The 22386-nt window shown below is 61.7% G+C and carries 17 protein-coding genes; 8 read left to right on the top strand and 9 right to left on the bottom strand.

The window, feature by feature from the left end; all coding sequences use genetic code 11:
• Positions 1 to 47: 47 nt before the first annotated feature.
• Positions 48 to 674, bottom strand: coding sequence for a glutathione S-transferase (locus AB5Y73_RS15425; RefSeq protein WP_107682410.1), 627 nt, complete (start codon positions 672 to 674; stop codon positions 48 to 50).
• 170 nt (positions 675 to 844) lie between these two features.
• Here AB5Y73_RS15425 and AB5Y73_RS15420 point away from each other — a divergent pair, with 170 nt between their 5' ends.
• The 4 genes from AB5Y73_RS15420 (at position 845) to AB5Y73_RS15405 (ending at position 4418) form a co-directional block, all read left to right on the top strand.
• On the top strand, positions 845 to 1489 hold the full coding sequence (locus AB5Y73_RS15420) for a response regulator transcription factor (protein ID WP_076492859.1): 645 nt from the start codon (positions 845 to 847) through the stop codon (positions 1487 to 1489).
• A 113-nt stretch (positions 1490 to 1602) separates the two neighbouring features.
• Positions 1603 to 2199 carry a TetR/AcrR family transcriptional regulator gene (locus AB5Y73_RS15415; protein ID WP_058059041.1) on the top strand — a complete coding sequence of 199 codons (597 nt, stop codon included), beginning with the start codon at positions 1603 to 1605 and terminating at the stop codon, positions 2197 to 2199.
• Positions 2200 to 2281: 82 nt separating this feature from the next.
• On the top strand, positions 2282 to 3160 hold the full coding sequence (locus AB5Y73_RS15410; protein ID WP_107682411.1) for an alpha/beta hydrolase: 879 nt from the start codon (positions 2282 to 2284) through the stop codon (positions 3158 to 3160).
• Between the two features lie 112 nt (positions 3161 to 3272).
• A complete protein-coding gene (locus AB5Y73_RS15405; protein ID WP_107682412.1) occupies positions 3273 to 4418 on the top strand; it encodes a patatin-like phospholipase family protein in 1146 nt (381 codons plus the stop codon).
• 28 nt (positions 4419 to 4446) lie between these two features.
• Here AB5Y73_RS15405 and AB5Y73_RS15400 read toward each other — a convergent pair whose 3' ends face one another.
• Positions 4447 to 6399, bottom strand: coding sequence for a monovalent cation:proton antiporter family protein (locus AB5Y73_RS15400; RefSeq protein WP_162516072.1), 1953 nt, complete (start codon positions 6397 to 6399; stop codon positions 4447 to 4449).
• A gap of 118 nt (positions 6400 to 6517) precedes the next feature.
• On the opposite strand from AB5Y73_RS15400, the gene AB5Y73_RS15395 reads away from it, so the two are divergent.
• On the top strand, positions 6518 to 7420 hold the full coding sequence (locus AB5Y73_RS15395; RefSeq protein WP_107682413.1) for a GGDEF domain-containing protein: 903 nt from the start codon (positions 6518 to 6520) through the stop codon (positions 7418 to 7420).
• 85 nt (positions 7421 to 7505) lie between these two features.
• Here AB5Y73_RS15395 and tilS read toward each other — a convergent pair whose 3' ends face one another.
• Positions 7506 to 8864: a tRNA lysidine(34) synthetase TilS gene (tilS, locus tag AB5Y73_RS15390; RefSeq protein ID WP_107682414.1), complete on the bottom strand. Its 1359-nt coding sequence runs from the start codon at positions 8862 to 8864 to the stop codon at positions 7506 to 7508.
• 180 nt (positions 8865 to 9044) lie between these two features.
• Between tilS and AB5Y73_RS15385 the strand changes: the two genes are divergently transcribed.
• Together AB5Y73_RS15385 and AB5Y73_RS15380 are read left to right on the top strand one after the other, a co-directional pair.
• Positions 9045 to 11078, top strand: coding sequence for a M13 family metallopeptidase (locus AB5Y73_RS15385; RefSeq protein WP_181497525.1), 2034 nt, complete (start codon positions 9045 to 9047; stop codon positions 11076 to 11078).
• A gap of 58 nt (positions 11079 to 11136) precedes the next feature.
• A complete protein-coding gene (locus tag AB5Y73_RS15380; RefSeq protein ID WP_107682416.1) occupies positions 11137 to 11574 on the top strand; it encodes a PliI family lysozyme inhibitor of I-type lysozyme in 438 nt (145 codons plus the stop codon).
• Positions 11575 to 11650: 76 nt separating this feature from the next.
• Here AB5Y73_RS15380 and pdxY read toward each other — a convergent pair whose 3' ends face one another.
• From pdxY to AB5Y73_RS15350, 6 genes are all read right to left on the bottom strand, one after another.
• Positions 11651 to 12511 (bottom strand): pyridoxal kinase PdxY, encoded by an 861-nt coding sequence (pdxY, locus tag AB5Y73_RS15375; RefSeq protein WP_107682417.1) that lies wholly within the window; start codon positions 12509 to 12511, stop codon positions 11651 to 11653.
• Between the two features lie 93 nt (positions 12512 to 12604).
• The gene (locus AB5Y73_RS15370) at positions 12605 to 14737 is read right to left on the bottom strand and encodes a lysine decarboxylase CadA (protein ID WP_005358790.1); all 2133 of its coding nucleotides are present in this window, start codon (positions 14735 to 14737) and stop codon (positions 12605 to 12607) included.
• A 77-nt stretch (positions 14738 to 14814) separates the two neighbouring features.
• Positions 14815 to 16149 (bottom strand): cadaverine/lysine antiporter, encoded by a 1335-nt coding sequence (gene cadB / locus AB5Y73_RS15365; protein ID WP_005338486.1) that lies wholly within the window; start codon positions 16147 to 16149, stop codon positions 14815 to 14817.
• A gap of 757 nt (positions 16150 to 16906) precedes the next feature.
• Positions 16907 to 18460: a lysine decarboxylation/transport transcriptional activator CadC gene (cadC, locus tag AB5Y73_RS15360; RefSeq protein ID WP_107682418.1), complete on the bottom strand. Its 1554-nt coding sequence runs from the start codon at positions 18458 to 18460 to the stop codon at positions 16907 to 16909.
• A 392-nt stretch (positions 18461 to 18852) separates the two neighbouring features.
• Positions 18853 to 20133 carry an L-methionine/branched-chain amino acid transporter gene (gene yjeH / locus AB5Y73_RS15355; RefSeq protein ID WP_107682419.1) on the bottom strand — a complete coding sequence of 427 codons (1281 nt, stop codon included), beginning with the start codon at positions 20131 to 20133 and terminating at the stop codon, positions 18853 to 18855.
• A 101-nt stretch (positions 20134 to 20234) separates the two neighbouring features.
• Positions 20235 to 21134: a LysR family transcriptional regulator gene (locus AB5Y73_RS15350; protein ID WP_181497526.1), complete on the bottom strand. Its 900-nt coding sequence runs from the start codon at positions 21132 to 21134 to the stop codon at positions 20235 to 20237.
• A gap of 155 nt (positions 21135 to 21289) precedes the next feature.
• Between AB5Y73_RS15350 and AB5Y73_RS15345 the strand changes: the two genes are divergently transcribed.
• On the top strand, positions 21290 to 22312 hold the full coding sequence (locus AB5Y73_RS15345; protein ID WP_181497527.1) for an MBL fold metallo-hydrolase: 1023 nt from the start codon (positions 21290 to 21292) through the stop codon (positions 22310 to 22312).
• The last annotated feature ends 74 nt before the right edge of the window (positions 22313 to 22386 follow it).

Raw genomic sequence — 22386 nt, 5'->3', positions numbered from 1 at the left:
AAGAGAGGGGAGCCAGTGGCTCCCCTCTCTTTTGCACGTCTATCGGCTTACTGCGTCTGGCGTACAGCCGCCGGCCACTGCAGGCGCGCTTTGACCAGGGTCTCCTGCCACAACGGCCAGGCCAACAGTGCCTGCTGATAGGCTCCGGCCTGACCGGGCAACAGGATGCCGTAGCTGGCCAGCCGATAGGCCATCACGGCATAGAAGGCATCGACAATGCCCGCCTCGCCAAAGTAGAAGGGGCCCCGCGCCTGCGACCAGATCTCCTGCAAACGGGCCAGCTCACCGACCGCCTCCACCGGGGGATCGATACGGGTTGGCGCCCCAAGAAAGAAGGGGAGCAGAGAACGGATCTGCCGAAATCCCGCGTGTAGCTCAGCGCAGAAGCTGCGAGCCAATGCCCGCTCGGCCAGCGAAACGGGATAGAGCTGGCGGTCGGGACAGAGCTCGTGAACATATTCGGCGATGGCCAGCGAGTCGTGAACCCGCACGCCATCGTGTTCGAGCCAGGGCACCAGACCGGCCGGTGCCAGCCGTTTGAGCCGGGCCAGCGACTTGGCATCCTCCAGATCGAACACCTGCTCCTGCCACGTCAGCCCGCTCATGGCGAGCACCAGTGCCGCCCGCATCGCCCAGGTGGAGCCGGTGCCCACCGCCAATACCAAGGATCCCATCTGTTGCCTCCTGCATGAGTTGCCTGCGACCGGCCGATCTGCCCTGATGGCAAAACATCCGATGGTCGCTTCACATTTGCGCACCGGCGGGTTTGACCCTCTTGGTGAGCGATGCTAGTTTGATTTTTCAAAACAATCAGTTAGCAACAATGTGAGCCATTAACCGAAATATGGACAGCCAATTTACCATCGTCATCGCAGATGACCACCCCCTGTTTCGGGGCGCCCTTTACCAAGCGGTGCACATGGCCATCAACGACGCTCAATTGCTGGAAGCGGACTCCATCGACAGCCTGACCAACCTGCTCGGCGAGCACCCCGAAGTTGACCTGTTGCTGCTCGATCTCAAGATGCCGGGGGCCAACGGCTTCGAGGGGCTGGCCCACCTGCGCGGCCAATATCCCGACCTGCCTATCGTGGTGGTCTCCGCCTCGGAAGATGCGGCCATCATCCAACAGGTGTTGCGGCTCGGGGCGCTCGGCTTCATTCCCAAGTCGGTGCCGATGAAGGAGCTGGTCAACGCCCTCAATACGGTGATCGGGGGGGATAACTGGGTGCCGGAAGGCATCTCGCTCCATCCCGAATCGGAAGATGGCCCCGATTTCGCCAGCAAGCTGGCCAGCCTCACCCCCCAGCAATACAAAGTGCTGATCATGCTGCGCGATGGCAGCCTCAACAAACAGATCGCTTGGGAGCTCAACGTCTCCGAGGCCACCATCAAGGCCCATATCACCGCCATCTTCAGAAAACTGGGGGTCAAGAACCGCACTCAGGCGGTTATCGCCCTGCAACAGCTCGATATCAAGGAGAGCTGAAACCCGCACGCAGTGACACACGCGAGACGACATAGCCAGCCATGCTGGCTATCTGTTGCTCGACAATTAGCACGATCGTACTTTATGCTGCCAGCGCCAACGAGGAGAGAGTGATGAGCAAGGGGCGCCTGACCCGGGAAACCATTTTGCAGACTGCCTTTGAGCAGGCGAGCCAGCAAGGGCTGGAGAGCCTGACCATAGGCTCGCTGGCCAGCGCCTGCGAGATGTCCAAAAGCGGCCTGTTTGCCCACTTTCAATCCCGCGACAATCTGCAGATCGCCGTGCTGGAGTACGCCGCCGAGGTGTTCCGGCTGCGGGTGATCCAGCCGGTACGCCAGCAGGAGCACCAGAGCCAGCACGACAAGCTGATCGCCCTGCTGCGCGCCTGGCAGGCGTGGAACCACTGCTTCGCCGGACGCTGCATGTTCCTCGATGCCTGGACCTCGGTGCAGGATGGCCATGAGCAAGAGAGCCCTGTGCAACAAGCCGCCCGGCAACTGGTGCGCTTCTGGCTCGACTATCTGGCCCGTCAGGTGGTGCAGGGTCAGGCCGCAGGCGAGTGGCGACAGGAGATGGATCCCTGGCGCGCCGTCTACCGCCTCTATGGCCTCTATCTGGCGGATCAGGTGTTCAACGACCTCGAACTGTGTCAGGATCCGGCCCGCCACTTCTGGCCCGAAGTGGACGCTCTGCTGAGCAGCTGGCGCTGATGTTTTGGCATCCGTTCAACACGACTTTTTAAAAACCGATAAAAAAGCACGACCGTTCGCACACAAAAACCACAGGATGACCATGAGCAGCAAGATCTACTTCAACACCCGCCGCTTCAGCCCGAGCAAATGGCTGCTGGGGATCGGCACCCGGTTGCACCACAGACTCGCCCCCACCCATGCCAAGCGTACCGCTAGCAAGTTGCTGCTCACCCCCCAGCGCAACCAGCGGGGTGGCCACGAACCTGCCGGTCTGGTGAAGCAGGCCGTCCATACCAGCGAAGGGGTATTGATGAGCTATCGGCTCGGTCAGGGGCCGCTGTGGCTGCTGATGCACGGCTGGTCCGGCAGCGCCAGCCAGTTCTATCCACTGATGAGCCATATCGCTGCGCAGGGTTTCACCGCCATTGCCTACGATCATCCGGCCCACGGCCAGAGCGCAGGCAACACTGGCCACCTGCCCCGCTTCGTACGCGCCTTCGACGAGCTGGCGACCAAGCTGGCCAGCGAAGCAGGCCCGCTGCACGGCGTCATCGCCCATAGCATGGGAGGCGCCGTCACACTCTCCAGCCGTCAGCCGGGTATCGATACCCTGCCGCTGCTGTTGATTTCACCGGTGCTCGACTATGTGCCCCAGCTCTACGGCATGGTGGCGCGCTCCGGCTACTCCATCCGGTTGTTTGATGCGGTGGTCAAGGAGATTGAGCAGGAGTACCAGCACCCCTTGAGCACGGTCGATCCGCTGGGTCGCCTCGCCAGTCGCAGCGGCGCGGCGATGATCGTGCACGACGAGGAGGACAGATTTGCCCCGCACAGCGATTCCTTGCGGGCCAGTCAGGATAGTCATACCCGGCTGGTAAGCACCCGGGGTCTGGGCCACGGTCGCATTCTTGCCAGTGCCCCGGTATTCGCCGCCTTCGATCAGCTGGCGCGGCCGGAAAATCCTCACCGCGCCCTTTGACATGGGGCCATGAAAAAAACGGGCAAGCGCCCGTTTTTATATTTGATACAGCGCCTTATAGTTAATTTGTCAGTGGGAACATTCTTGTCAGCACACAATAAGGCGCCAGCATATGGCCAGACCCAATACAGCGTTGTTGCTCACCGGTGGCGGTGCTCGCGCCGCCTATCAGGTCGGAGCCCTCAAAGCGATTGCGGAGCTCTACCCGCGCAATCTCGGCATCCCTTTTCCCATCCTTTGCGGCACCTCGGCGGGGGCCATCAATGTCACTGCGCTCGCCTGCTACGCCTCCTGCTTCCATCTGGGGGTGCGCAAGCTGGAGTGGGTCTGGCGCCGCTTCGAGACTCACCACATCTTCGATTTTCACCCCGGGCGCCTGCTGTGGCGGTTGATGTACGAGGGGTCGGCGGGGCTGATCAATCCCCACACCAACCACGCCTTTCACCTCTTTGACAACGCGCCGCTGCACCGCCTGCTGGATCAGCTCATCGACTATCACCGCATCGATGACAACATCCTCTACGGCAGTCTGGAGGCGCTGGCCATCACGGCGTCGGATTACGATGACGGCCTCTCCACCACCTTCTTTCAGGGGCGAGCCGACCACCATCCTTGGGAGCGGGCCAGACGGCGCGGTGTACGCACCGTGCTTACATCGGAGCACCTGCTCGCCTCCTCGGCGTTGCCCTTTGTCTTTCCGGCCACCCGGATCGGCGAGAAGTTCTACGGCGACGGCTCCATCCACCAGCTGAGCCCGCTCAGCCCCGCCATCCATCTGGGTGCGGAGCGGATCCTGCTGATCACCCTCGATCCACCTGCGCACTCGGCGCCGACCCAGCACCACGGCCACCTCACCAGCTCCAATATCGCCAGCCATCTGCTCGATACCGTCTTTACCGACACCCTCAACTCCGATCTGGAGCGGCTGTGGCGCATCAACCAGACTCTGGATCTTATCCCTGAGCGGGAACGCAATCGCCTCAAGCTGAAACGGGTGGAGACCTGTGTGCTGAAACCGAGTCAGGATCTCGACACCATCGCACTGGCCTACCTGCGCAAACTGCCGCTAAAGTTGCGCCGCCTGTTGCGGGTGCTGGGCGTGAAGGGGGATGAGACCAGCAGTCTGGCCAGCTTTTTGATGTTCTATCCGGGTTATTGTCAGCAGCTGATCAAGCTGGGCTATCAGGACACTCTGAGGGAGCGGGAGCGGGTCACCGCCTTCCTCGATATCGAAGGGCTGCCAAAAGAGCGGGAGTAAAGGGCGCTGCCGATGAGTGCAAGGGGACTCAGCGCCCCTCCAGCAAACGCTGCTCCGCCTGCTCCATCGCCACCACGGTACCAAACAGGATCAGCCGATCGCCAGCCGCCAGCACCAGCTCGGGTCTGGGCTCCAGGCTCTGATCGCCACGCTGCACCTCCTTGATCCGCACCTCATCAAGCGGCAACTCGCGCACTTCACGGCCTACCGCCCACGCCTGATCGTGCAGCAGCAGAGGGTGGAGACGTTCAAGCAACTGATCTGCCTCCAGATTGCTGGCACTCTGATCCCCCCAGTAGAAACCGTGCAGGAAGCGATACTGGCTGCTGCGCTCCAGCTCCATCCGGCGGATAACCCGCCCGAGGGGAATATCGCAATTGACCAGCAGATGGGAGACCAGCATCAGGGCCCCTTCCTGGGATTCGGGGATCACCTCAAATGCCCCCGCCTGCTTGTACTGCTCCAGAAAACTGTCATCCCGGGTACGCACCAGCACCTTGAGATCCCCCGCCAATTCGCGGATCAGTGCCAGCATCGCCTCCACCCGCTTGCGATCATCGAAGGTGATGATCACCAGCCGCGCCCGCAGCAGCCCGGCGGCCAGCAGAATATCGCGGCGGCTGGCATCGCCGAAGGCCACCTGCTCCCCCGCCAGCTTGGCCTCGCTCACCCGCTCCGGGTCAAGATCGAGGGCCAGAAAGGGGATCTCCTCGATCTTGAGAAAGCGGGCACAGGTCTGCCCGGCCCGGCCAAACCCGGCGATGATGACATGCTGGTTTTTGCTCAGGCCCGACTGGGCGACTTCGGAGCGGGTCAGCAGCGCCGGATCGGTCAGGCTGCGGGCCAGCGAATGGGCCTGGGTCACCAGCCAGGGGGTCATGGCGATGGAGATGATGCCGATGCCGATGAGCAGGGAGACCAGCTGCTGATCCAGCAGACCGTGGTGCAGTGCCAGTGCCAGCAGCACGAAGCCAAACTCTCCCACCTGACTGAGCATGATGCCGGCGGCCATGCTGTCGCGCTTGCGCTCCCCCATCAGCCGCCCGGCAAGCAGCACCAGCAGGGATTTGCACAGCACCAGCAATACCACGCAGATCAGCACCTGCCACCAAGCCCGCGCCACCAGCTCCCACTCCATAGCCATACCGATGGTGATAAAGAAGAGCCCCATCAGCACATCGCGAAAGGGCTTGATGTCCACCTCCAGCTGATGACGGTAGTGGGACTCCCCCAGCATCATCCCCGCCAGAAACGCCCCCAACGCCATCGACAGCCCGAGCGAATGGGTCATGTAGGCAGCCAGCAGCGCCACCAGCAGGGCACTCAGAACGAACAACTCGTCGGAGCGGGCCCGCGCCACCTCGTGAAACAGCAGCGGCAACAACCACTTGCCCACCGCCAACAGAGTGAAGAGGGCAAACAGCCCCTTGAGAGTGGCCCAGGCGATCTCGGCGGCCAAAGCGCTGCCCTGCACTTCCGGCTGGGCGAGGATAGGGATCATCACCAGCAGGGGCACCACCGCCAGATCCTGAAACAGCAGCACGCTCACCCCCAGCTGGGCGCGGCGGGTATGGAGCTGCTTCTGCTCGCCGAGCTGCTTGATCACCACCGCCGTCGAGGAGAGTGCCAACGTTCCCGCCACCACCAGCGACTGGGCCAGACCCAACCCCCACCACCAGCCGATGGCGAAAAAGAGCAGTGACGTGAGCAGCACCTGCAACATCCCCACCCCCAACACCAATCGGCGCATCGCAAGTAGTTTCGGCAGGGAGAACTCCAACCCCAGCGAGAACATCAAAAAGACGATCCCCAGCTCGGCAATGGTCTGCATGATCGACTGGCCGGTGATCACCGCCAGCCCGTGAGGGCCGAGCAAGACGCCGGCAATCAGGTAGGCGAGGATCACCGGCAAGCCGAGGCGCCGGAAAGTCGCCACCAGCAGCACGGCGGCGAACAGCAGGATCAACAGGTCGGTGTACAAATTTCCCTCTCCTTTTATCGACTTAAGCTTAGTCAGCCGATCTGGCGGGCAGGAAAGATATATTGGGCATGCCAATTGCAGGGAGGAGACAGTAGTCAGGTGTTACAGGTGGAAGACCATGGAAAATACGTCGTCACTTAATGGCTTTAGCCATGGCATCGAGCAGTGGGTTCGCCAGATGGAGCGGCTCACGCCCTTGCCCAGCGTTGAGCGCAACCAGTTGCTTGAGCAGTTGTTGGGGCAGAGCGATCTCGGCGGTCTGCTGACAACTTTTGCCGATCGTGCGGCAAGAATTGTCAGGATCCATGGCCTCTATCTCGATAGCGCCGAGCATCACGTGCTGATCCAGCACCCGCCGCAGGCCACCCTCAACCTGCACAACTATCCGTTCGAGCTGCGCGGTCAGCATGGCCAGCTGCTCGGCCAGCTTCACTACGAGCTGGAACATCCGCTGAGCGGCAGCCAGCAACGGGTACTGATGCAATACCATCAGCTGCTCTGCCTGCTGCTGCCCCTCTATCTGCGGCTGGAAAAACTGGATCAGCTGGTCCGGCTCGATCACCTGACCGGCCTTGGCAACCGCTCCTACTTTGACGAGGCTATCGGTCGCGCCATCGAGCAGCACAGCCGCGAGCCCCACGGTCTGGTGCTGGTGCTGCTGGATCTCGATCGCTTCAAGCAGATCAATGATACCTGGGGTCATCCGGTGGGGGATCTGGTGCTGAGCCGCTTCGCCCAGCTGCTCAAGGGGTGCATCCGCAGCACGGATCAAGCCTTCCGGCTCGGGGGAGATGAATTTGCCCTGCTGCTGCAACCGGCCGAACCCGAGGCGTGGCGCCCGGTCTGGCTGCGACTGCAGCATATGTTGATGACCAACAAGGAGCTCAGCACCTTCTCGGTCGGATGCAGCCTTGGCGCCGCCAGCTGGCAATCCGGGGTCGATGTGCCGAGCCTCTACGAGGCGGCCGACAGTCACCTCTACGCCCGTAAAAAAGCCGGCAAGGCCGGCCTTCTCGAATAATCCCGAACTCTTCTTTGCTCCGGCACATGCGCGCCATGTGACCGGAGCTTCTTTTTATGGGGTCCCCCCTCACACCGAGATCACCTCAGGCAAGATCCTGCTCGGGCAGAACCGGGGCTGCACCGCTCCCCTGCCAGTGGCACACCAGCCCTGCCCCCTGTGCCATAAAACCGTCGCAGACAAAGAGCCCCACCACCGCCGCCACCTGCTCGCCATAGTAGAGGATGGGGATGCGCCCCCGCTGCCACGAAGGCACGCCATACTCCTGCAGCAGCTTCTTCATCCGCCGACTACCGCTTCGCCCCACCGGTTTGAGGGGGATCCCGGGCGCTACCTGAAAGCGCACCGAGAGCGGTTCATTAGCTCGGGGGGCACGCAACAGATCCTCGCCGTGCTCCGCCATGCGCACCACCAGCTCACCCAACCCGTCCGGCAAGGTCAGCGGCTCACCCACTGTCAGCGGCAACAGCTGATGGCAGGGTTGCAAGTCCGGGCTCACCAGATAGAGCCGCTCCTGAAAACGGCGGCAGCTCTGGCGCCCCCAGTTGAGCTGGGGATTGGCATCGCCACGCGCCAGCACTACCTCCTGCCAGAGCCGGGCAAGCTGCTCACGGGATGGCATCTCCCCCCCCTGACGGCGGATCCAGTAGCGCAGCAGGTTGTTGCGCCGGGTGGGGGAGAGGGCGTGCAGCGGGCCGATATGGAGCGCCTCCCCCTCGCCCGCAAGCTGCCAGTCGCTCTCGGCCAGCTCATCCAGCAGCGCCTCCTGCTCGGCGCACAAGGCCATGCTGCGTGCCGCGGTCTGGGCCATGGCGGGCCAGCGCGCCTTGAGTTGGGGGATAAGCGTCTGGCGCAAAAAGTTGCGGTCATAGCTCACGTCCTGATTGCTCTCATCCTCCACCCAGCCAAAGGGGAGGCTCGCCGCCGCCTCGGCCAGCTCGGCGCGACTCATATCGAGCAGCGGACGCAGCAACAGGCCACCGGCAAAGGGCTGGCTTGGCAAGCTCCCCGCCAGCCCGCGCAGGCCGGCGCCACGCTTGAGGGCCAGCAGCAGTGTTTCCAGCTGATCGTCCTGATGGTGGGCGGTGAGCAGCCACTCCCCCTCCCGCATCCTAGCTGTCAGTCGCTGGTAACGGGCGGTGCGCGCCTGCGCCTCCAGACTCTCGCCATTGCCGCGGATCAGGGTCACCCGCTCGACCAGCAGCTCCACCGCCAATTGCTGACACACGGCTTCACAATGAGCGACCCACTCATCGGCATGGGGACTGAGGCCGTGGTGCACGTGCAGGGCGCGAAGCGGCAGGCTGTGCTCGCGGGCATACTGCGCCGCCAGCACCAGCAGCAGGGTGGAGTCGAGGCCGCCACTGAAGGCCACCAGCAGACCGGTGGAACCTTCCGGCGCTGGCATAGTCAGACAAAAGCGAGAATAAAGATGAGAAATCATAGGCTTCCCCAATACGAACCGGCCGATCTTAGCAGAGTCGGGCTTATCAAGCTGCAACCCTGCTGCTAGAGTGAGGCTCGCCCGCCCTCTCCACCAGGCTGGCCGCAAGGCGGTCGCACAACCGGTTGGAGCAAGGAAGATGGGCAGGGAAGCAAACAATCCGAATTGGAATCAAACAAGATGAACAATAAGAAAAGCTTACTGGCCGGCCTGATTGGACTGGCCCTGCTGGCTGGCTGCAGTCAGGCACCGCAAGAATCCCCCAAACACTCCGGGCTGGCGCTGGCCAATATGGACACCCAGGTCAAACCCGGCGATGACTTCTTCCGCTACGTCAATGGCAAGTGGCTCGCCACCGCCAAGATCCCCGACGATCGACCCGCCGATGGCGCCTTCTACATGCTGCGGGACAAATCCCTCGCCGATGTGCGGGTGCTGGTCGAGGGGCTGGCCAAGCAGGAGGCCGCCACCGGCACGCCGACCCAGCAGATCCGCGATCTCTACGCCAGCTATCTGGATCAGGCAGGCCGTGACGCCAAGGGGCTCACCCCGCTGGCACCGGCGCTGGCCGATATCGACCGGATCGGTGATCAGGCTGCGCTGGCCCGCGCCTTTGCCCAGTCGGGCCGCATGGGCGGCGGCGCACCGTTTGGCATCTGGATCGACGCCGATGCCAAGTCCCCCGACCGCTATGCGGTCTACCTCTATCAGGGGGGACTGGGGCTGCCGGATCGGGACTACTACCTCAAGCAGGATACCGAGAGTCAGGCCCTGCGCCAGAAGTACCAGCAGCATATCGCCGCCATGCTGGGCCGCCTCGGGGAGTCTGACCCGAGCGGTAAAGCCAAACGGATTCTGGCCCTCGAAACTCGGCTCGCCACCATCCAGTGGGACAACGTCGCCCTGCGGGATCGGGAGAAGAACTACAACAAGCGCCCCGCCAGCGAACTGGCACGGCTCGCCCCCCATCTCGACTGGCAGGCCTATCTGAACGCCGCGGGCATTGCGGCCCAGCCGGAGCTCATCATCGGTCAGCCGACCTATCTGAGCGCGCTGGATCAGTTGATGGCCCAGACCCCCATCGCCGACTGGCAGGCCTACCTCAAGTGGCAACTGCTGACCGACTACGCCCCCTATCTCGACAGCGAGACCGACCGCGCCAACTTTGCCTTCTACGGCACCACATTGAGCGGCACGCCCAAGCAGCGCGCCAGCTGGGAGCGGGCGCTCGGGGTGCTGAACGATCATCTGGGTGAAGCGGTCGGCCAGCTCTATGTGGCCCGCTACTTCCCGCCAGCAGCCAAGGAGCGGATGGAGCAGCTGGTGGAGAACCTGCGCACCGCCTACGGCCAGAGCATCAAGGAGCTCGACTGGATGTCACCCGAGACCAAGGCGCAGGCACTCGAGAAGCTGGCCAAGTTCCGCCCCAAGATCGGCTACCCCGACAAGTGGAAAGATTACAGCGCCATCACCATCAAACCGGATGATCTGGTGGGCAACCTGCAACGCTCGCAAGCCTTTGAATACGCAGACAGTCTGGCGCGCCTCGGCAAGCCGGTCGACCGGGACGAGTGGCACATGTCGCCGCAAACGGTGAACGCCTACTACAACCCGAGCAACAACGAGATCGTCTTCCCGGCGGCCATCTTGCAGCCCCCCTTCTTCGACATGACGGCGGATGATGCGGTCAACTACGGCGCCATCGGCGGGGTCATTGGTCACGAGATGGGCCACGGTTTTGATGATCAGGGGGCCAAATCCGACGGCGACGGCATGATGCGCGACTGGTGGACGCCACAGGATCTCAAGGAGTTTCGCTTTCGCACCAGCCGTCTGGTGGCCCAGTACAACCGCTTCGAGCCCATCAACGGCCAGTTCGTCAACGGCCAGTTTACCCTGGGGGAGAACATCGGCGATCTCGGCGGCCTAACCATAGCCCACAAGGCCTATGAGCTGTCACTGGATGGCAAGGAGGCGCCGGTGCTGGATGGCTTTACCGGCGAGCAGCGCTTCTTCCTCGGCTGGGCGCAGGTGTGGAAGGGGATGTATCGCCCAGAGCTGATGCAGATGCTGCTGCGCTCCGACCCCCACTCGCCCCCCGAGTACCGGGTCAACGGCGTGGTGCCGAACATTCCCGCCTTCTACGAGGCATTCAACATCCAGCCGGGGGACAAGCTCTATCTGCCGCCCCAGAAACGGGTGAAGATCTGGTAACAGCATCACGGCGGGCTTCCCGGGAGCCCGCACTCAAGAGACAGCAAGAGGTTGCAAGATGAACAGAGCATTGATGATGGCAGGGCTGCTGACCCTGCCGCTGGCGGCACAAGCCGAAGAGGGATTTAGCAAGCAACTGACCCTCCCCTCCGGGCAGGTGATCCGGGTAGCGCAGGGGGTGGGTGAGCCCGCCTCCATCGGCAGCTATGACGTGCGGCTCTATTCGGGCCAGAACGCCCAATTTCCACTGGATGAGTTTCAGGATGGCAAGGTGATGGCCCGTAACGGCTTTATCCGGGAGCTGAAACTGATCGATTTGAATGGCGACAAGCAGCCCGAGCTGGTGGTCATCATCGAGAGCGCTGGCAGCGGCAGCTATCAGGATGCCGATGCCTACACCGTCAGCCCGCAAGGGGAGCTGGAAATCTTCAATCAGGTCAAGGAGCTGGAGCCCAAAGAGGATGTGGTCAAGGCGCTCAAAAGCCCGCAGGACTAAGCCATCTCCCCGAATCTGAAATATAAAAAGCCCTGATGAACAGGGCTTTGTTGTTTCTGCTGTTGACGTAAATAGCCTAGAGGCGGGTCGCCCGAATGGAGACCTGCGGCAGCGCCATCTCGTGCTGGGCCGCCACCAGTTGCAGCTCGTAAGCCCCCGCCAGCCAGGTCTGGGCCAGCACGGCATCAACGCTGGCGTTGGTAAGTTCGAACGCCGCGACCGGGGTACAACCGGCCAGCAGATTGGCCAGCATGGTGGCGCTCAGCAGATCCCCCACCCCGATGGGGTGGCGAGCAAAAGGGTAGAGCGGGCGGGAGAGGTGAAAAGTCCCCTCCTCGCACACAAGCAGCATCTCGAAGCGGTCCATGGCAAAGCCGGCCTTGCCCAGATGCTTGACCATCACCAGCTTGACCCCTTGCGCGCGCAGCTGCTGGCACGCCTCGATGGCCTCCGGCACATTGCGGATATCGCGGCCGGTGAGCTGTTCCAGCTCCAGCAGATTGGGGGCCAGCATATCGGCGCAGGCCAGTGCCCGATGTTTCAGAAAATCGGCGACGCCGGGTGCCACTATGCACCCCTTGTCGGGGTGACCCATCACGGGATCACAAAAATAGAGGGCGGCCGGATTGAGCGCCTTGAGCCGGGCCACCGCCGCCAGGATCTCCTCCCCCTGTTCGGCAGAGCCGAGGTAGCCGCTCAGCAGCGCATCGCACTCGGCCAGCACACCGATCTCCGCCAGGCCGTTTACCAGCTGACGGATATGACCGCCGGGCATCACCATCCCCTGCCAGCCTTCGCGGTATTGGGTGTGGTTGGAGAACTGCACCGTGTTCATCGGCCACACCTCGATCCCGAGGCGACGCATGGGAAAAACGGCGGCGCTGTTGCCGGCACAGCCAAAGACTACGTGGGATTGAATGGAGAGCACTCGCTTCATGGTTGGCGACTCACGCAATAAGAACAGGAATTCCGGAGGGAAAAACGGGCCTTGCGGCCCGTTGTTGTGACTCTCGACTGTTGTCACTGTCGATTAACGCAGCACCTTGACGGTGTAGCTGCCATCGGCCTGACGATAGAGGCCGTGGATGTCGGTCTCGAAGCCCGGGTAGTGGGCACCGATCTCGCACAGCATCTCGAGGAACTCGAGCACCGGCAGAGAATCCTGGGTCACCATCTCGCCCGGCAGTACCAACGGAACTCCCGGCGGGTACGGCAGGATCATGTTGGCGCTGATGCGGTCAACCATGTCACGCAGCGGCACTTCCACCACGTTGCCGGCCAGCTCTTGCTGCCATGCGGCGTGCGGAGTCATCTTCATCTCCGGCAGCACGTCGAACGCCTTGAACATCAGCTCCGGCAGACGGTACTTGCTGGTCAGCTCGTGAATGCGCTGCGCCAGCTCCTGGATACGCATCCCTTCGTAGAAGCTCGGGTCTTCACGATAGAGGCTCGGCAGGATGTTCTTGATGGTCAGGTTCAGGTCATAACCACGTTTGAACTCGGTCAGGGCGCGCAGCAGCTGCATCGCCTTGGACTGATCGATACCGATGGAGAAGAGGAACAGCATGTTGTAGGGGCCGGTCTTCTCGACCACGATGCCGCGCTCGTCCAGGAACTTGGAGACCAGAGAGGCAGGGATGCCCTTCTCCAGCAGCTGGCCATCACGACCCATACCCGGAGTCAGCAGGGTGACCTTGATCGGATCCAGGTACATGTGGTTGTCATCGATGTCCTTGAAGCCGTGCCAGTCATCTTTCGGATCCAGCTTCCAGCACTCGACGGTGTCGATGTTGTCCGGCTGCCATACGTCGAAGAACCAGCCTTCGCTCTGATCACGCAGACGCTTGATCTCTTTGCGGAAGGAGATGGCGCGATCGATGGAGTCCTTGATCAGACGCTTGCCGGTGTTGCCACGCATCATGGCAGCAGAGATCTCGGTCGATGCCACGATGCCGTACTGCGGCGAGGTGGAGGTGTGCATCATGAAGGCTTCGTTGAAGGTCTCTTCCTCCACGTCACCCTTGATGTGGATCATCGAGGCCTGGGAGAAGGCCGCCAGCAGCTTGTGGGTGGACTGGGTTTCGTAGAACACCTTGCCCGGCATGGCTTCACCGCTCATGCCGCACTTGCCTTCATAGATCGGGCTGAAGTTGGTGTAAGGTACCCAGGCACTGTCGAAGTGGATGTAAGGGGTATCCAGACTCTCCTTGATGAAGCCGGTGTTGTAGAGCAGGCCATCATAGGTGGAGTTGGTGACGACGGCGTAACGGGGAGCCTGGGCACCCGGTGTCGCGGCGACCTTGGCAGCGATGGTGTCGCGGCTGAATTCACTCTGCGGGATACCACCCAGAATGCCGTAGGCGTTGCGGGTCGGACGGAAGTAGATCGGCGTCACGTCGTTCATCATCATCAGGTGAGTGAGCGACTTGTGGCAGTTGCGGTCAACCAGCACTGTGCTGCCGGCCGGCGCGGAGAACATGCCGACGATCTTGTTGGCAGTGGAGGTGCCGTTGGTGACGATATAGGAGCGATCGGCGTTGAAGGTACGGGCGATGTACTCTTCGGCTTCCTTGTGCGGACCGGAGTGATCCAGCAGGGAGCCCAGCTCCGGCATGGAGATGGAGACGTCAGCCTTGAACGCGTTCGGGCCGTAGAAGTCATAGAAGATGCTGCCGGCCGGGCTCATCTGGAAGGCGGTACCGCCCATGTGACCCGGAGTACAGAAGGTGTATTTACCCTCTTCCACGTACTTGAACAGCGCCTTGGTGAACGGCGGCAGGATGGCGTCCTGATACTCCTGAGTGGCCTGACCCATCTTGAGGGCGATGTCGTCGGCCATGCCGAGACGGTACTCGAAGAAGTGCACGTTCAAACGCAGGTCGGTCAGGTGAATGTCCAGGGTGGACTGGTCGTTGGCGAAGGCGAAGATCGGCAGCTTCTCGTTGCGATCATGGATCTCCTTGCACAGGCCCAGAGAGTATTTGTCCCAGTCGAAGATGGCGCCGCAAACGCGGGGGTTCTTCTCAATCAGTTTCAGCAGGTCGGCGACGTCGACCGGATAAACAACCTCGAAACCCTTGCGCTCGAGGGAGGCTTGCAGCTGGCGAATGGGTTCTTCTTTAAAGAAAACGCCCAGGTGGTTGAGGATGGCAATGATATTCATCGTAATGCTCCACACGTAAAGGGGCGCTCTCCATCAGGGATGGTGAGTGAAGAGCGCTCGGAAGATAAAAGGGGGAATTAGTTGCTGGGTTGTTCGCTCAGCAGGGCGTCGTGCTGACGCAGACCCTGCTTTTTGGCGTAGAACATCAGGATGATGAGCGACACCACGAAGGTAGCGGTGAGGTTGGAACCCTTGGCGCCCATCAGGGCCACCAGACAGAAGACACAGGCCACACCGGAGAAGATCATCGCGCCGATGCTGCGGGAGGTCATACCCTCGAAGCGGATCAGGTTAATGCTGGAGTAGAAGTAGGGCAGCATGGTCAGCAGCACCGCATCTGTGGTCAGCACGTTGAAGAGATCGGCAGCGTGAGCGGACTGGGAAGTGAAGGCAGTCAGGCCAACCATCAGGGCAGTCATCTTGAGGGAGCCCAGGATCAGACCCTTCTTGGCTACGCCATTCTTGTCCACTTCGCCATAGATTTTCGGGAAGTTGCCGTCGTTGGCGGCACGCTTGCCCGCTTCGCCCACCAGCATCATCCAGGAACCGAGCGAGGTGAAGCAGGCCAGGGCGGTGAAGGCAGAGACGAAGGGTGCAGACCAGCTACCGAAGATGGCGGAAGAGGCCATGGCAAACGGGGCACCGGAGGCAGCCACTTCACCGGCCGGGAACATGCCGCTGATCACCTGGGTAGAGAGGATGTAGATAACACCCGCGATACCGGTACCCAGCATGGTAGCGAGCGGTACGGTGCGCTTGGGGTTCTTCACCATGCCGGAAGAGACGGCGGCAGATTCAACACCGACGAAGGACCAGAGGCAGATCAGCACGGCGCTGATGACCGCATGCAGGTCGCTGCCGCTGGTGGTATTCCAGTTCTGGCTGTAGACGGTGGCATCAAAATGACCCCAACCCATCACCGCTGTACCGACAACCGGCAGCAGGATCAGCACCAGACCCAGAGTACAGAGTCGGCTCACCCAGCTACCGCCAAGCAGGTTGACGAAGGTGAAGATCCAGACGGCAGCGATGGTGGCTGCAGCGGCCGGAATTGGGCTGTTGAGAATGGGGAAGAAGACCGAGAGGTAGGAGACGCCGGTAATGGCGATAGCCAGGTTACCGATCCAGTTGGCGTGGTAATAGAGCACACCGGTCTGAAAACCGAACACCGGAGAGATCTCGCCAGCGTAAGCAATGGGGCCACCCTCTTGCGGGTTCTTGGTAGCAAGGCGGGCGAAGACAAAGGCGAGGCCCATGGCGCCTACCAGACAGATTGCCCAGCTAAAGACAGAGATGGAGCCGATGGTGGCCAGTGCCGAAGGCAGCAGCGCAATACCACTCCCCATCATGTTGCCGGCCACCACACCTGTACAGGCGATAAGGCCAATCTTCTTGCTCGTATCTAGGGACATAAGATCTCCGGTTCTATAAAAGGTCGGGTCGTCACATACACATTTGGCGGAACGCCCCGCCAAAGAATGGGCACAGACTAGGCCTCTCATCCCCGGAAAACATAAAGACCAGCTAACGGATAAAAATATGAGGCAACTTTTTTCGCCGCCTCGTCACTTTTGATAAAAACCATTTAAAAACAGCAAGTTGACATCACACCACACAGCCGTCTTGATAAAACCTTGATATCCGGCCAACCCGTTTTTGCCCCTTGATAACCCCCTTATCTCGCCGTCTTGATATTTTTGGCCAGATAAACCCGGGATAAAGCAGCTCCCATTGCGCCCCCCTGCCCTTGCGGCCATTTGGAAGCCCTGCGGATCATCACCCTGAGTGGCCGCTCACCTCCTGCTTTCCCCTTCGCTCGGCTCATCACAATTCAGGCTCAGAGGTAAAGCGCAACGGCGATAACCGGTCAGCAATGAGAAATGGGTCGAGACGGACAGCTTATCCCGCCGCCAACAATGAGCAGATGACACAAGCTGCGTGCGCGGCGTAAAGCCCAACAAACGCGAGTGCAACGAATGCCGCGTGCAAGACAAAGGCAAGTGGGGATAGTGGGGAGCTGCGGGGGATAAATCGGGCCGCACCCGAGCAACTATCCCCAATGGCAAAGAAGCAGGATTGAGACGAGCAGAAACAGCACAGGCCGCCCGAAGGCAGCCTGTGGATGAGGTCGGCAACCGCACCGACCGGGGGAAAACCAACACTGCGGAGTTAGAAGAGCTTCACCTTGCTCTGACCCAGCGCATTGAACAGAGCCGGGGTGAGGCTCTCCATATTGCTGTAAAAACCGAGCTGCTGGCAGAGCAGATAGGTCTGCTCGGTCGCCTCCATCAGGAAGGCCTGACTGTAGGCATCACCCGCCGCCTCGGGGCGACCGTCCAGCTCCGCCAGCTTGCCCTGCAGTATGTAGTAGAGCACCGAGCGGCCGCGACTCGCCGCCTTCTCCAGCAGATAGTTGGCCTGCTGTTGCTGGCCGTTGAGGATCGCCTGCAGGGTCAACGCCTCCCACACCCGGGCTGGCAGGGCGCCGCTGTTTTGCACCACGCTGGCGAGATGGGTGCCAATCCCCTGCAGCCGCTCGCTCTCGGATTTGCCCGCCAGAGTGGCCAGCGCCTCGCCCGCCAGATAGCGCTCCGCCAGCAGCAGCGGCTGATCCGGATGGGCAATCAGCGCCTGCTCCAGCAGATCGATGCCCCGCTTGAGGGCGACCGGATCCCGGCTGTTGATGTAGTACTGCGCCTCCATCATCGCCATCAGGGAGGCATCATCGGTCGGCCAGCCCATCCCCGGCTCGGCATCGGGTTGGTCAAGGGCGCGCAGCAGATCCTGGCTGCTCGCCTGCAACACGCCGTGCACACTGTGGCGACTGAGCTGGTATTGATGGCTGAACAGCACCCGGTTGGTGTTGATATTGCGATACTCCAGATCGAGATAGGTGCCACGGGGCTGGCGGGTGACTCGTACACTCAGCTCCTTGCCGGGCATGATGCCCCCCATCAGAGTGGTGGCACCGTACTGCACCCGCAGCGGCGTAGCCACCGCCACCTCCCCCATCAGGGCGCGGGTAATGCCATCGGCGAGGCGCACGTTCTCGTTGTTGTCATCCATGCCGGAGTGGAAGCGGAACACCAGCAGATTGGGATCCAGCATGGCATGCACCTGGGGGCTGGTGTGCTGGTAGCTGAGCATGCTGACAATGGCGATCAGCACGATGGCAACGAAGATATCGAAACTCACCATCTTCCAGCGGCTGCGGGCATCCTTGGCATGGGTGGAGATGGCGCGGGTCAGGGGCCCGGCGGGAAAAGGGGCGACATTGGGCTGTGCATCATCATCCTGATCAGCCACGGGCGGGCTCAGATCGGAGAGAGTCGGGTTGTCGGAGAGAGCGGTATTGACCGCGGGCGCGGGCTGCTCGTCCGCCATCACCACGGAAACCACCTGCAACGGCCGCACCGGTGCCACCAGCTTGTAGCCGCGCTTGGGTACGGTGACGATATAGTCGGTCGCATCTGTGCGACCATCTTTGAGGATCTTGCGCAGTTCGAAGATGGACTGGGTCACTACCTGATCGGTCACCTCGGCGCCATCCCACACCTCGTTGATCAAGGCATCGCGGCCAAACACGGTGCCGGCATTATGGGCCAGAAACCGCAACAGATTGACCAGTCTGGGTTCGAGGTAGACCTCGCGGTCGGGGCGACACAGCATGTTGTCGTCAACGCTCAGGGTCCAGTCGTGGATCTCAAAAACCGATTCGCTCATGATTCACTCGCTGCAGATGGTGACAATGCACGATGAGAGAGACGCAAAACCCGGGCTGACTGAACGGAACAAGGCGCTATCACCACAGGTGACAGATAAAAAGAGAACCGAAGCAATCACATCTCTGAGAGTCAGTCTGGCCAGGCCATCCTGTTTACGTCTGAAGGGCATCCTTGCGGGCATTCCGACCACCGGGATCGGAAGGGATCACTTTAAGCAAAACGGGAGCTGGATCCCACTTTTTTTGGCTATAAATCGCCGTTGAGTTGATCCGACACCGCACTTTTCGGCAAATAGCGTGCCAACTAATATTCATATGAACATCCCATATGCCGGAATCAAAAAGCCCTGAACATCAGGGCTTTCTCATTTCTTCGACAATCGGGGAGACGTTACTTCGCCAGCGGGAGCACATCCTGCTGACGACTGCGGCGCAGATGACGCCGCCACAACGAGAAGCCGCCGTAGCCAAGAGTGAGCACCACCGCATAGAGCACCTGAGTGGCGAGCGCCACCAGCACCAGAGCGCAGAGCAGCACGCTTATCCCCGCCAGCCCCTTGCCCACCCCGCCGAGCAGGCGCCAGCCCGCCGCCATGCAGAGCAGGTAGACCAGCACGAAGTTGCCGTTGGCGTAGCGGATCAGCTCATCCAGGGGCAGTCGCAGCCAGATGATGAGGGTGATGCAGAGCAGACAGATAGCGAGCACCAGAGTGAGCGCCCGCAGCGGCGCGCCGCGCGCGGTGAGCACGGCCAGCGAGGGGGGCAACTTGCCTTCCCGTGCCATGCTCCAGATCAGCCGGGCAAAGCCCTGAATGTAGATATTGATGCTGGCAAAGCAGGAGAGATAACCGAGCACCGCCACCAGCCACTTGGCGGTGGGGCCGAACAGCAGCGCCAGCAGGGAGGGGATGGCGGTGGCGTTTTTCGCCTCATCGCCGTAGAGGCCATATTTGAGCACCACCAGCGAGTGTACCCAGTAGATGAGCCCCGCCAGCAGTACCCCGCCGAGCAGGGCGATGGGGTAGTCCCGCTCAGGCCGCTTGAACTCCTCCCCCATATGAGCAAAGGCTTCCAGCCCGACGAAACACCAGAACATCACCGCCAGCGCAGTGGCCATAGGGGGCCACTCATCCGCGCTCGGTAGCGGCCGGGCCGCATCGCGCCAGCTCACCTCCCCCTTGAACCAGATAAGCAGGGTGAGCCCCAAAATGGCGAGCGCGATCAGCAACTGCAGGTTGCCGGAGGAGCGCGCCCCGCGCAGCCCCAGCAGAAAGACCCCGAGCAGGGTCAGCAGCTGGATGGCCCAGAGGGTCCACTCCCCCATCTCGAACAGGGCGTGCCAGAAGCCGGCGGCAATCATCAGGGCGGCAGGCAGCCCCACCGGCAGCACTGCCAGAAACAGGAAGGCGGAGAAGCGCTCGGCGCCGTTGCCAAAGGCGAGGCCAATCAGGTGCGGCGCGCCACCCGCATGGGGATAGCGACGGCCGAGGCGAGCGAAGGTAAAGGCGATGGGCAGCACCAGCGCAATCAGCAGCAACCAGGCCCAGAGCGAGGCCCCGCCCGCCAGCGAGGCGGCGGTCGCCGGTACCACGAAGATCCCGGTGCCGAGCAGCGAGGTGGCGAGCAGCCCCATCCCCTGCCAGAGCCCGAGATCCTTTTTCAACCCAGACATATCCTTTTGTCCCGACTAGAAAAACATCCCGCCATGTTAGGCCTCCACCGCCCCTTTGTTAAGCACGATGGTTAAGCGCGGCTGCGAGAATATGCAGCCTTTTATTCAGGCTCGGGCCCAGCTTGCAGGGATTCGGCCAGAAAATCCCCCAGCAGGGTGATCTTGAGCACCTGCCGCCGCGCCGCCGGATAGATGAAGTAGAGGGTCTTGGCAGGGCTCTGATAGCGGCCAAGCAGCGGCAACAGACGCCCCGCAGCGATATGCTCACGTACCTGTTCGGCTGGCTGCAAGGTGATGCCAGCCCCCGAGAGCACAGCCGTCAACAAGGCTGGCCAGTGATTGATGCGCAGGCGCGAGGCGACCCGCACCTCCTCGCTCTGGCCATCCTCCCCGACAAACTGCCAACGCTCGTGCTCCCCCCAGTTGCCGTGCAGACACTGGTGGTGAACTAGATCGGCCGGATGACGGGGCACCCCGTGGCGATTGAGGTAGTCGGGGGAAGCGCAGAGGCGGTAGTGCTGGGTCAGCAGCGGACGGGCAATCAGCGCCTCATCCTGCGGGCGCAGGGTGCGGATGGCGGCGTCGAACCCCTCCTCCACCAGATCGACCCAGCGCGGGGTGAGCTGCAGATCCAGATCCAGCTTGGGGTAGCGGTCGAGAAAAGCGGGCAGCAGCGGCACCAGCCGGTGGTGGCCAAAACTGAGGGGGGCGGCGATGCGCAGCCGTCCGGCCGGCTCGGCCAGCAGATTCTGGGTGAGCGACTCGGTCAGCGCCATCTCCTCCAGTACCCGCTGACAGCGAGCGAGAAAAAGCTGGCCCAGCTCGGTGAGGGTCTGCTGGCGGGTGGTCTTGTGAAACAGCTTGCCCCCCAGCCACTGCTCCAGTCCCAGCACATGCTTGCCCACCATCTGGGCGCTGATCCCCTCTTCGCTCGCCACCGCGCTGTAGGAGCCGAGATCCACCACCCGGGTGAAGATACGCATGCTGGTCAATCGGTCCACAACCCCTCCTTTTTGCCCGTTTCAAGGCCATTTAGCCCGCGACAAAGACCCTGATTCACAACCAAAAGTTTAGTAAGAAATGGATTTTAGCCAATTTATTCAACTTTTGGTTACCAATACAGTGATACCATCCCTCCCCCACAGGATAAATTCCCATGAAAAGCACCTATCTGGCCGCCCTGCTGGTCGGTCTGCTGGCTACCGGTGTCAGTCAGGCTGCCGAGAGCAGCTTTATCAGCAACCACGATCAAGCCCCTGCCTCAGCAACTCAAGCCCGGCCCGATATCTTTCGGGTCAGCCTGCTCGGCACCGGCACTCCGGTGCCCCAGATCAGTCGGGGCGGCTACAGCACCCTGGTCGAGGCAGGCAACCAGAAGCTGGTGTTCGATTTTGGCCGCAACTCCGCCACTCGCCTGTGGCAGCTGCATATCCCCATCGGCCGGGTCAACGCCTTCTTCCTCACCCACTTTCACTCCGACCACACCAACGGGCTGGCGGATCTCTGGCTGACCGGCTGGCTGCAACCGGCCTATGGCCAGCGCCACGCGCCGATGGAACTCTACGGCCCCAAAGGCACCACAGCTCTCGCCCGTGGCTTGCAGCAGGCCTACGCCACTGACATCGCCACCCGGGTCAAGGATGAGGGAACGCCGCTGGACGGGGTGGAGATCAACAGCCACGAGGTCACCGCCGGGGTGGTCTACAACCATGACGGGGTCAAGGTAACCGCCTTTGACAACGACCACGGGGTCAACATCAAGCCGTCATTCGGCTATCGCATCGACTATCACGGCCACAGCGTGGTGCTCTCCGGCGATACCCGCTACAGCCCCGAAGTAGTGAAGCAGGCCAAAGGGGCCGATCTGCTGGTGCACTGCGTCTCCATGACCTCTGCCGAGCAGATGAAGGCCAACCCCGGCTACAAGGCGATCGCCGGTCACCTCGCCTCCCCCGAGCTGGCGGCCCGGGTAATGAACGAAGCCAAACCGGCGCTGACCGTGTTCAGCCATATCGGCCTCAACGGCAAGATCAGGGTCAAAGATCTGGCGCAGGATCTGCGCGCCCGCTACACGGGCCCCTTTGTCATCGGCAACGACCTGATGCAGATTGATCTGACCACCACGGCCTCTGGCAAGGGCTATGCCCTCTGGCAGTCGGAGAATATCGACAACAAATAGATGGCACGGATGCCGGTCAGCCATGGTCGGCATCCGCAATCGACACCGGGGGCTATCTTTAAGGGGTGTTTGAC

The organism is Aeromonas sp. s7(2024) (genome assembly GCF_040907825.1).
Classification (GTDB): Bacteria; Pseudomonadota; Gammaproteobacteria; order Enterobacterales; family Aeromonadaceae; genus Aeromonas; species Aeromonas veronii.
This window is presented reverse-complemented; position numbering and strand designations above follow the sequence as displayed.

Bases quoted from the DNA above. Each gene is read 5' to 3' on its own strand.
- AB5Y73_RS15425 (WP_107682410.1), bottom strand. From the start codon at position 674: ATGGGATCCTTGGTATTGGCGGTGGGCACCGGCTCCACCTGGGCGATG.
- AB5Y73_RS15420 (WP_076492859.1), top strand. From the start codon at position 845: ATGGACAGCCAATTTACCATCGTCATCGCAGATGACCACCCCCTGTTT.
- AB5Y73_RS15415 (WP_058059041.1), top strand. From the start codon at position 1,603: ATGAGCAAGGGGCGCCTGACCCGGGAAACCATTTTGCAGACTGCCTTT.
- AB5Y73_RS15410 (WP_107682411.1), top strand. From the start codon at position 2,282: ATGAGCAGCAAGATCTACTTCAACACCCGCCGCTTCAGCCCGAGCAAA.
- AB5Y73_RS15405 (WP_107682412.1), top strand. From the start codon at position 3,273: ATGGCCAGACCCAATACAGCGTTGTTGCTCACCGGTGGCGGTGCTCGC.
- AB5Y73_RS15395 (WP_107682413.1), top strand. From the start codon at position 6,518: ATGGAAAATACGTCGTCACTTAATGGCTTTAGCCATGGCATCGAGCAG.
- tilS (WP_107682414.1), bottom strand. From the start codon at position 8,864: ATGATTTCTCATCTTTATTCTCGCTTTTGTCTGACTATGCCAGCGCCG.
- AB5Y73_RS15385 (WP_181497525.1), top strand. From the start codon at position 9,045: ATGAACAATAAGAAAAGCTTACTGGCCGGCCTGATTGGACTGGCCCTG.
- AB5Y73_RS15380 (WP_107682416.1), top strand. From the start codon at position 11,137: ATGAACAGAGCATTGATGATGGCAGGGCTGCTGACCCTGCCGCTGGCG.
- pdxY (WP_107682417.1), bottom strand. From the start codon at position 12,511: ATGAAGCGAGTGCTCTCCATTCAATCCCACGTAGTCTTTGGCTGTGCC.
- AB5Y73_RS15370 (WP_005358790.1), bottom strand. From the start codon at position 14,737: ATGAATATCATTGCCATCCTCAACCACCTGGGCGTTTTCTTTAAAGAA.
- cadB (WP_005338486.1), bottom strand. From the start codon at position 16,149: ATGTCCCTAGATACGAGCAAGAAGATTGGCCTTATCGCCTGTACAGGT.
- cadC (WP_107682418.1), bottom strand. From the start codon at position 18,460: ATGAGCGAATCGGTTTTTGAGATCCACGACTGGACCCTGAGCGTTGAC.
- yjeH (WP_107682419.1), bottom strand. From the start codon at position 20,133: ATGTCTGGGTTGAAAAAGGATCTCGGGCTCTGGCAGGGGATGGGGCTG.
- AB5Y73_RS15345 (WP_181497527.1), top strand. From the start codon at position 21,290: ATGAAAAGCACCTATCTGGCCGCCCTGCTGGTCGGTCTGCTGGCTACC.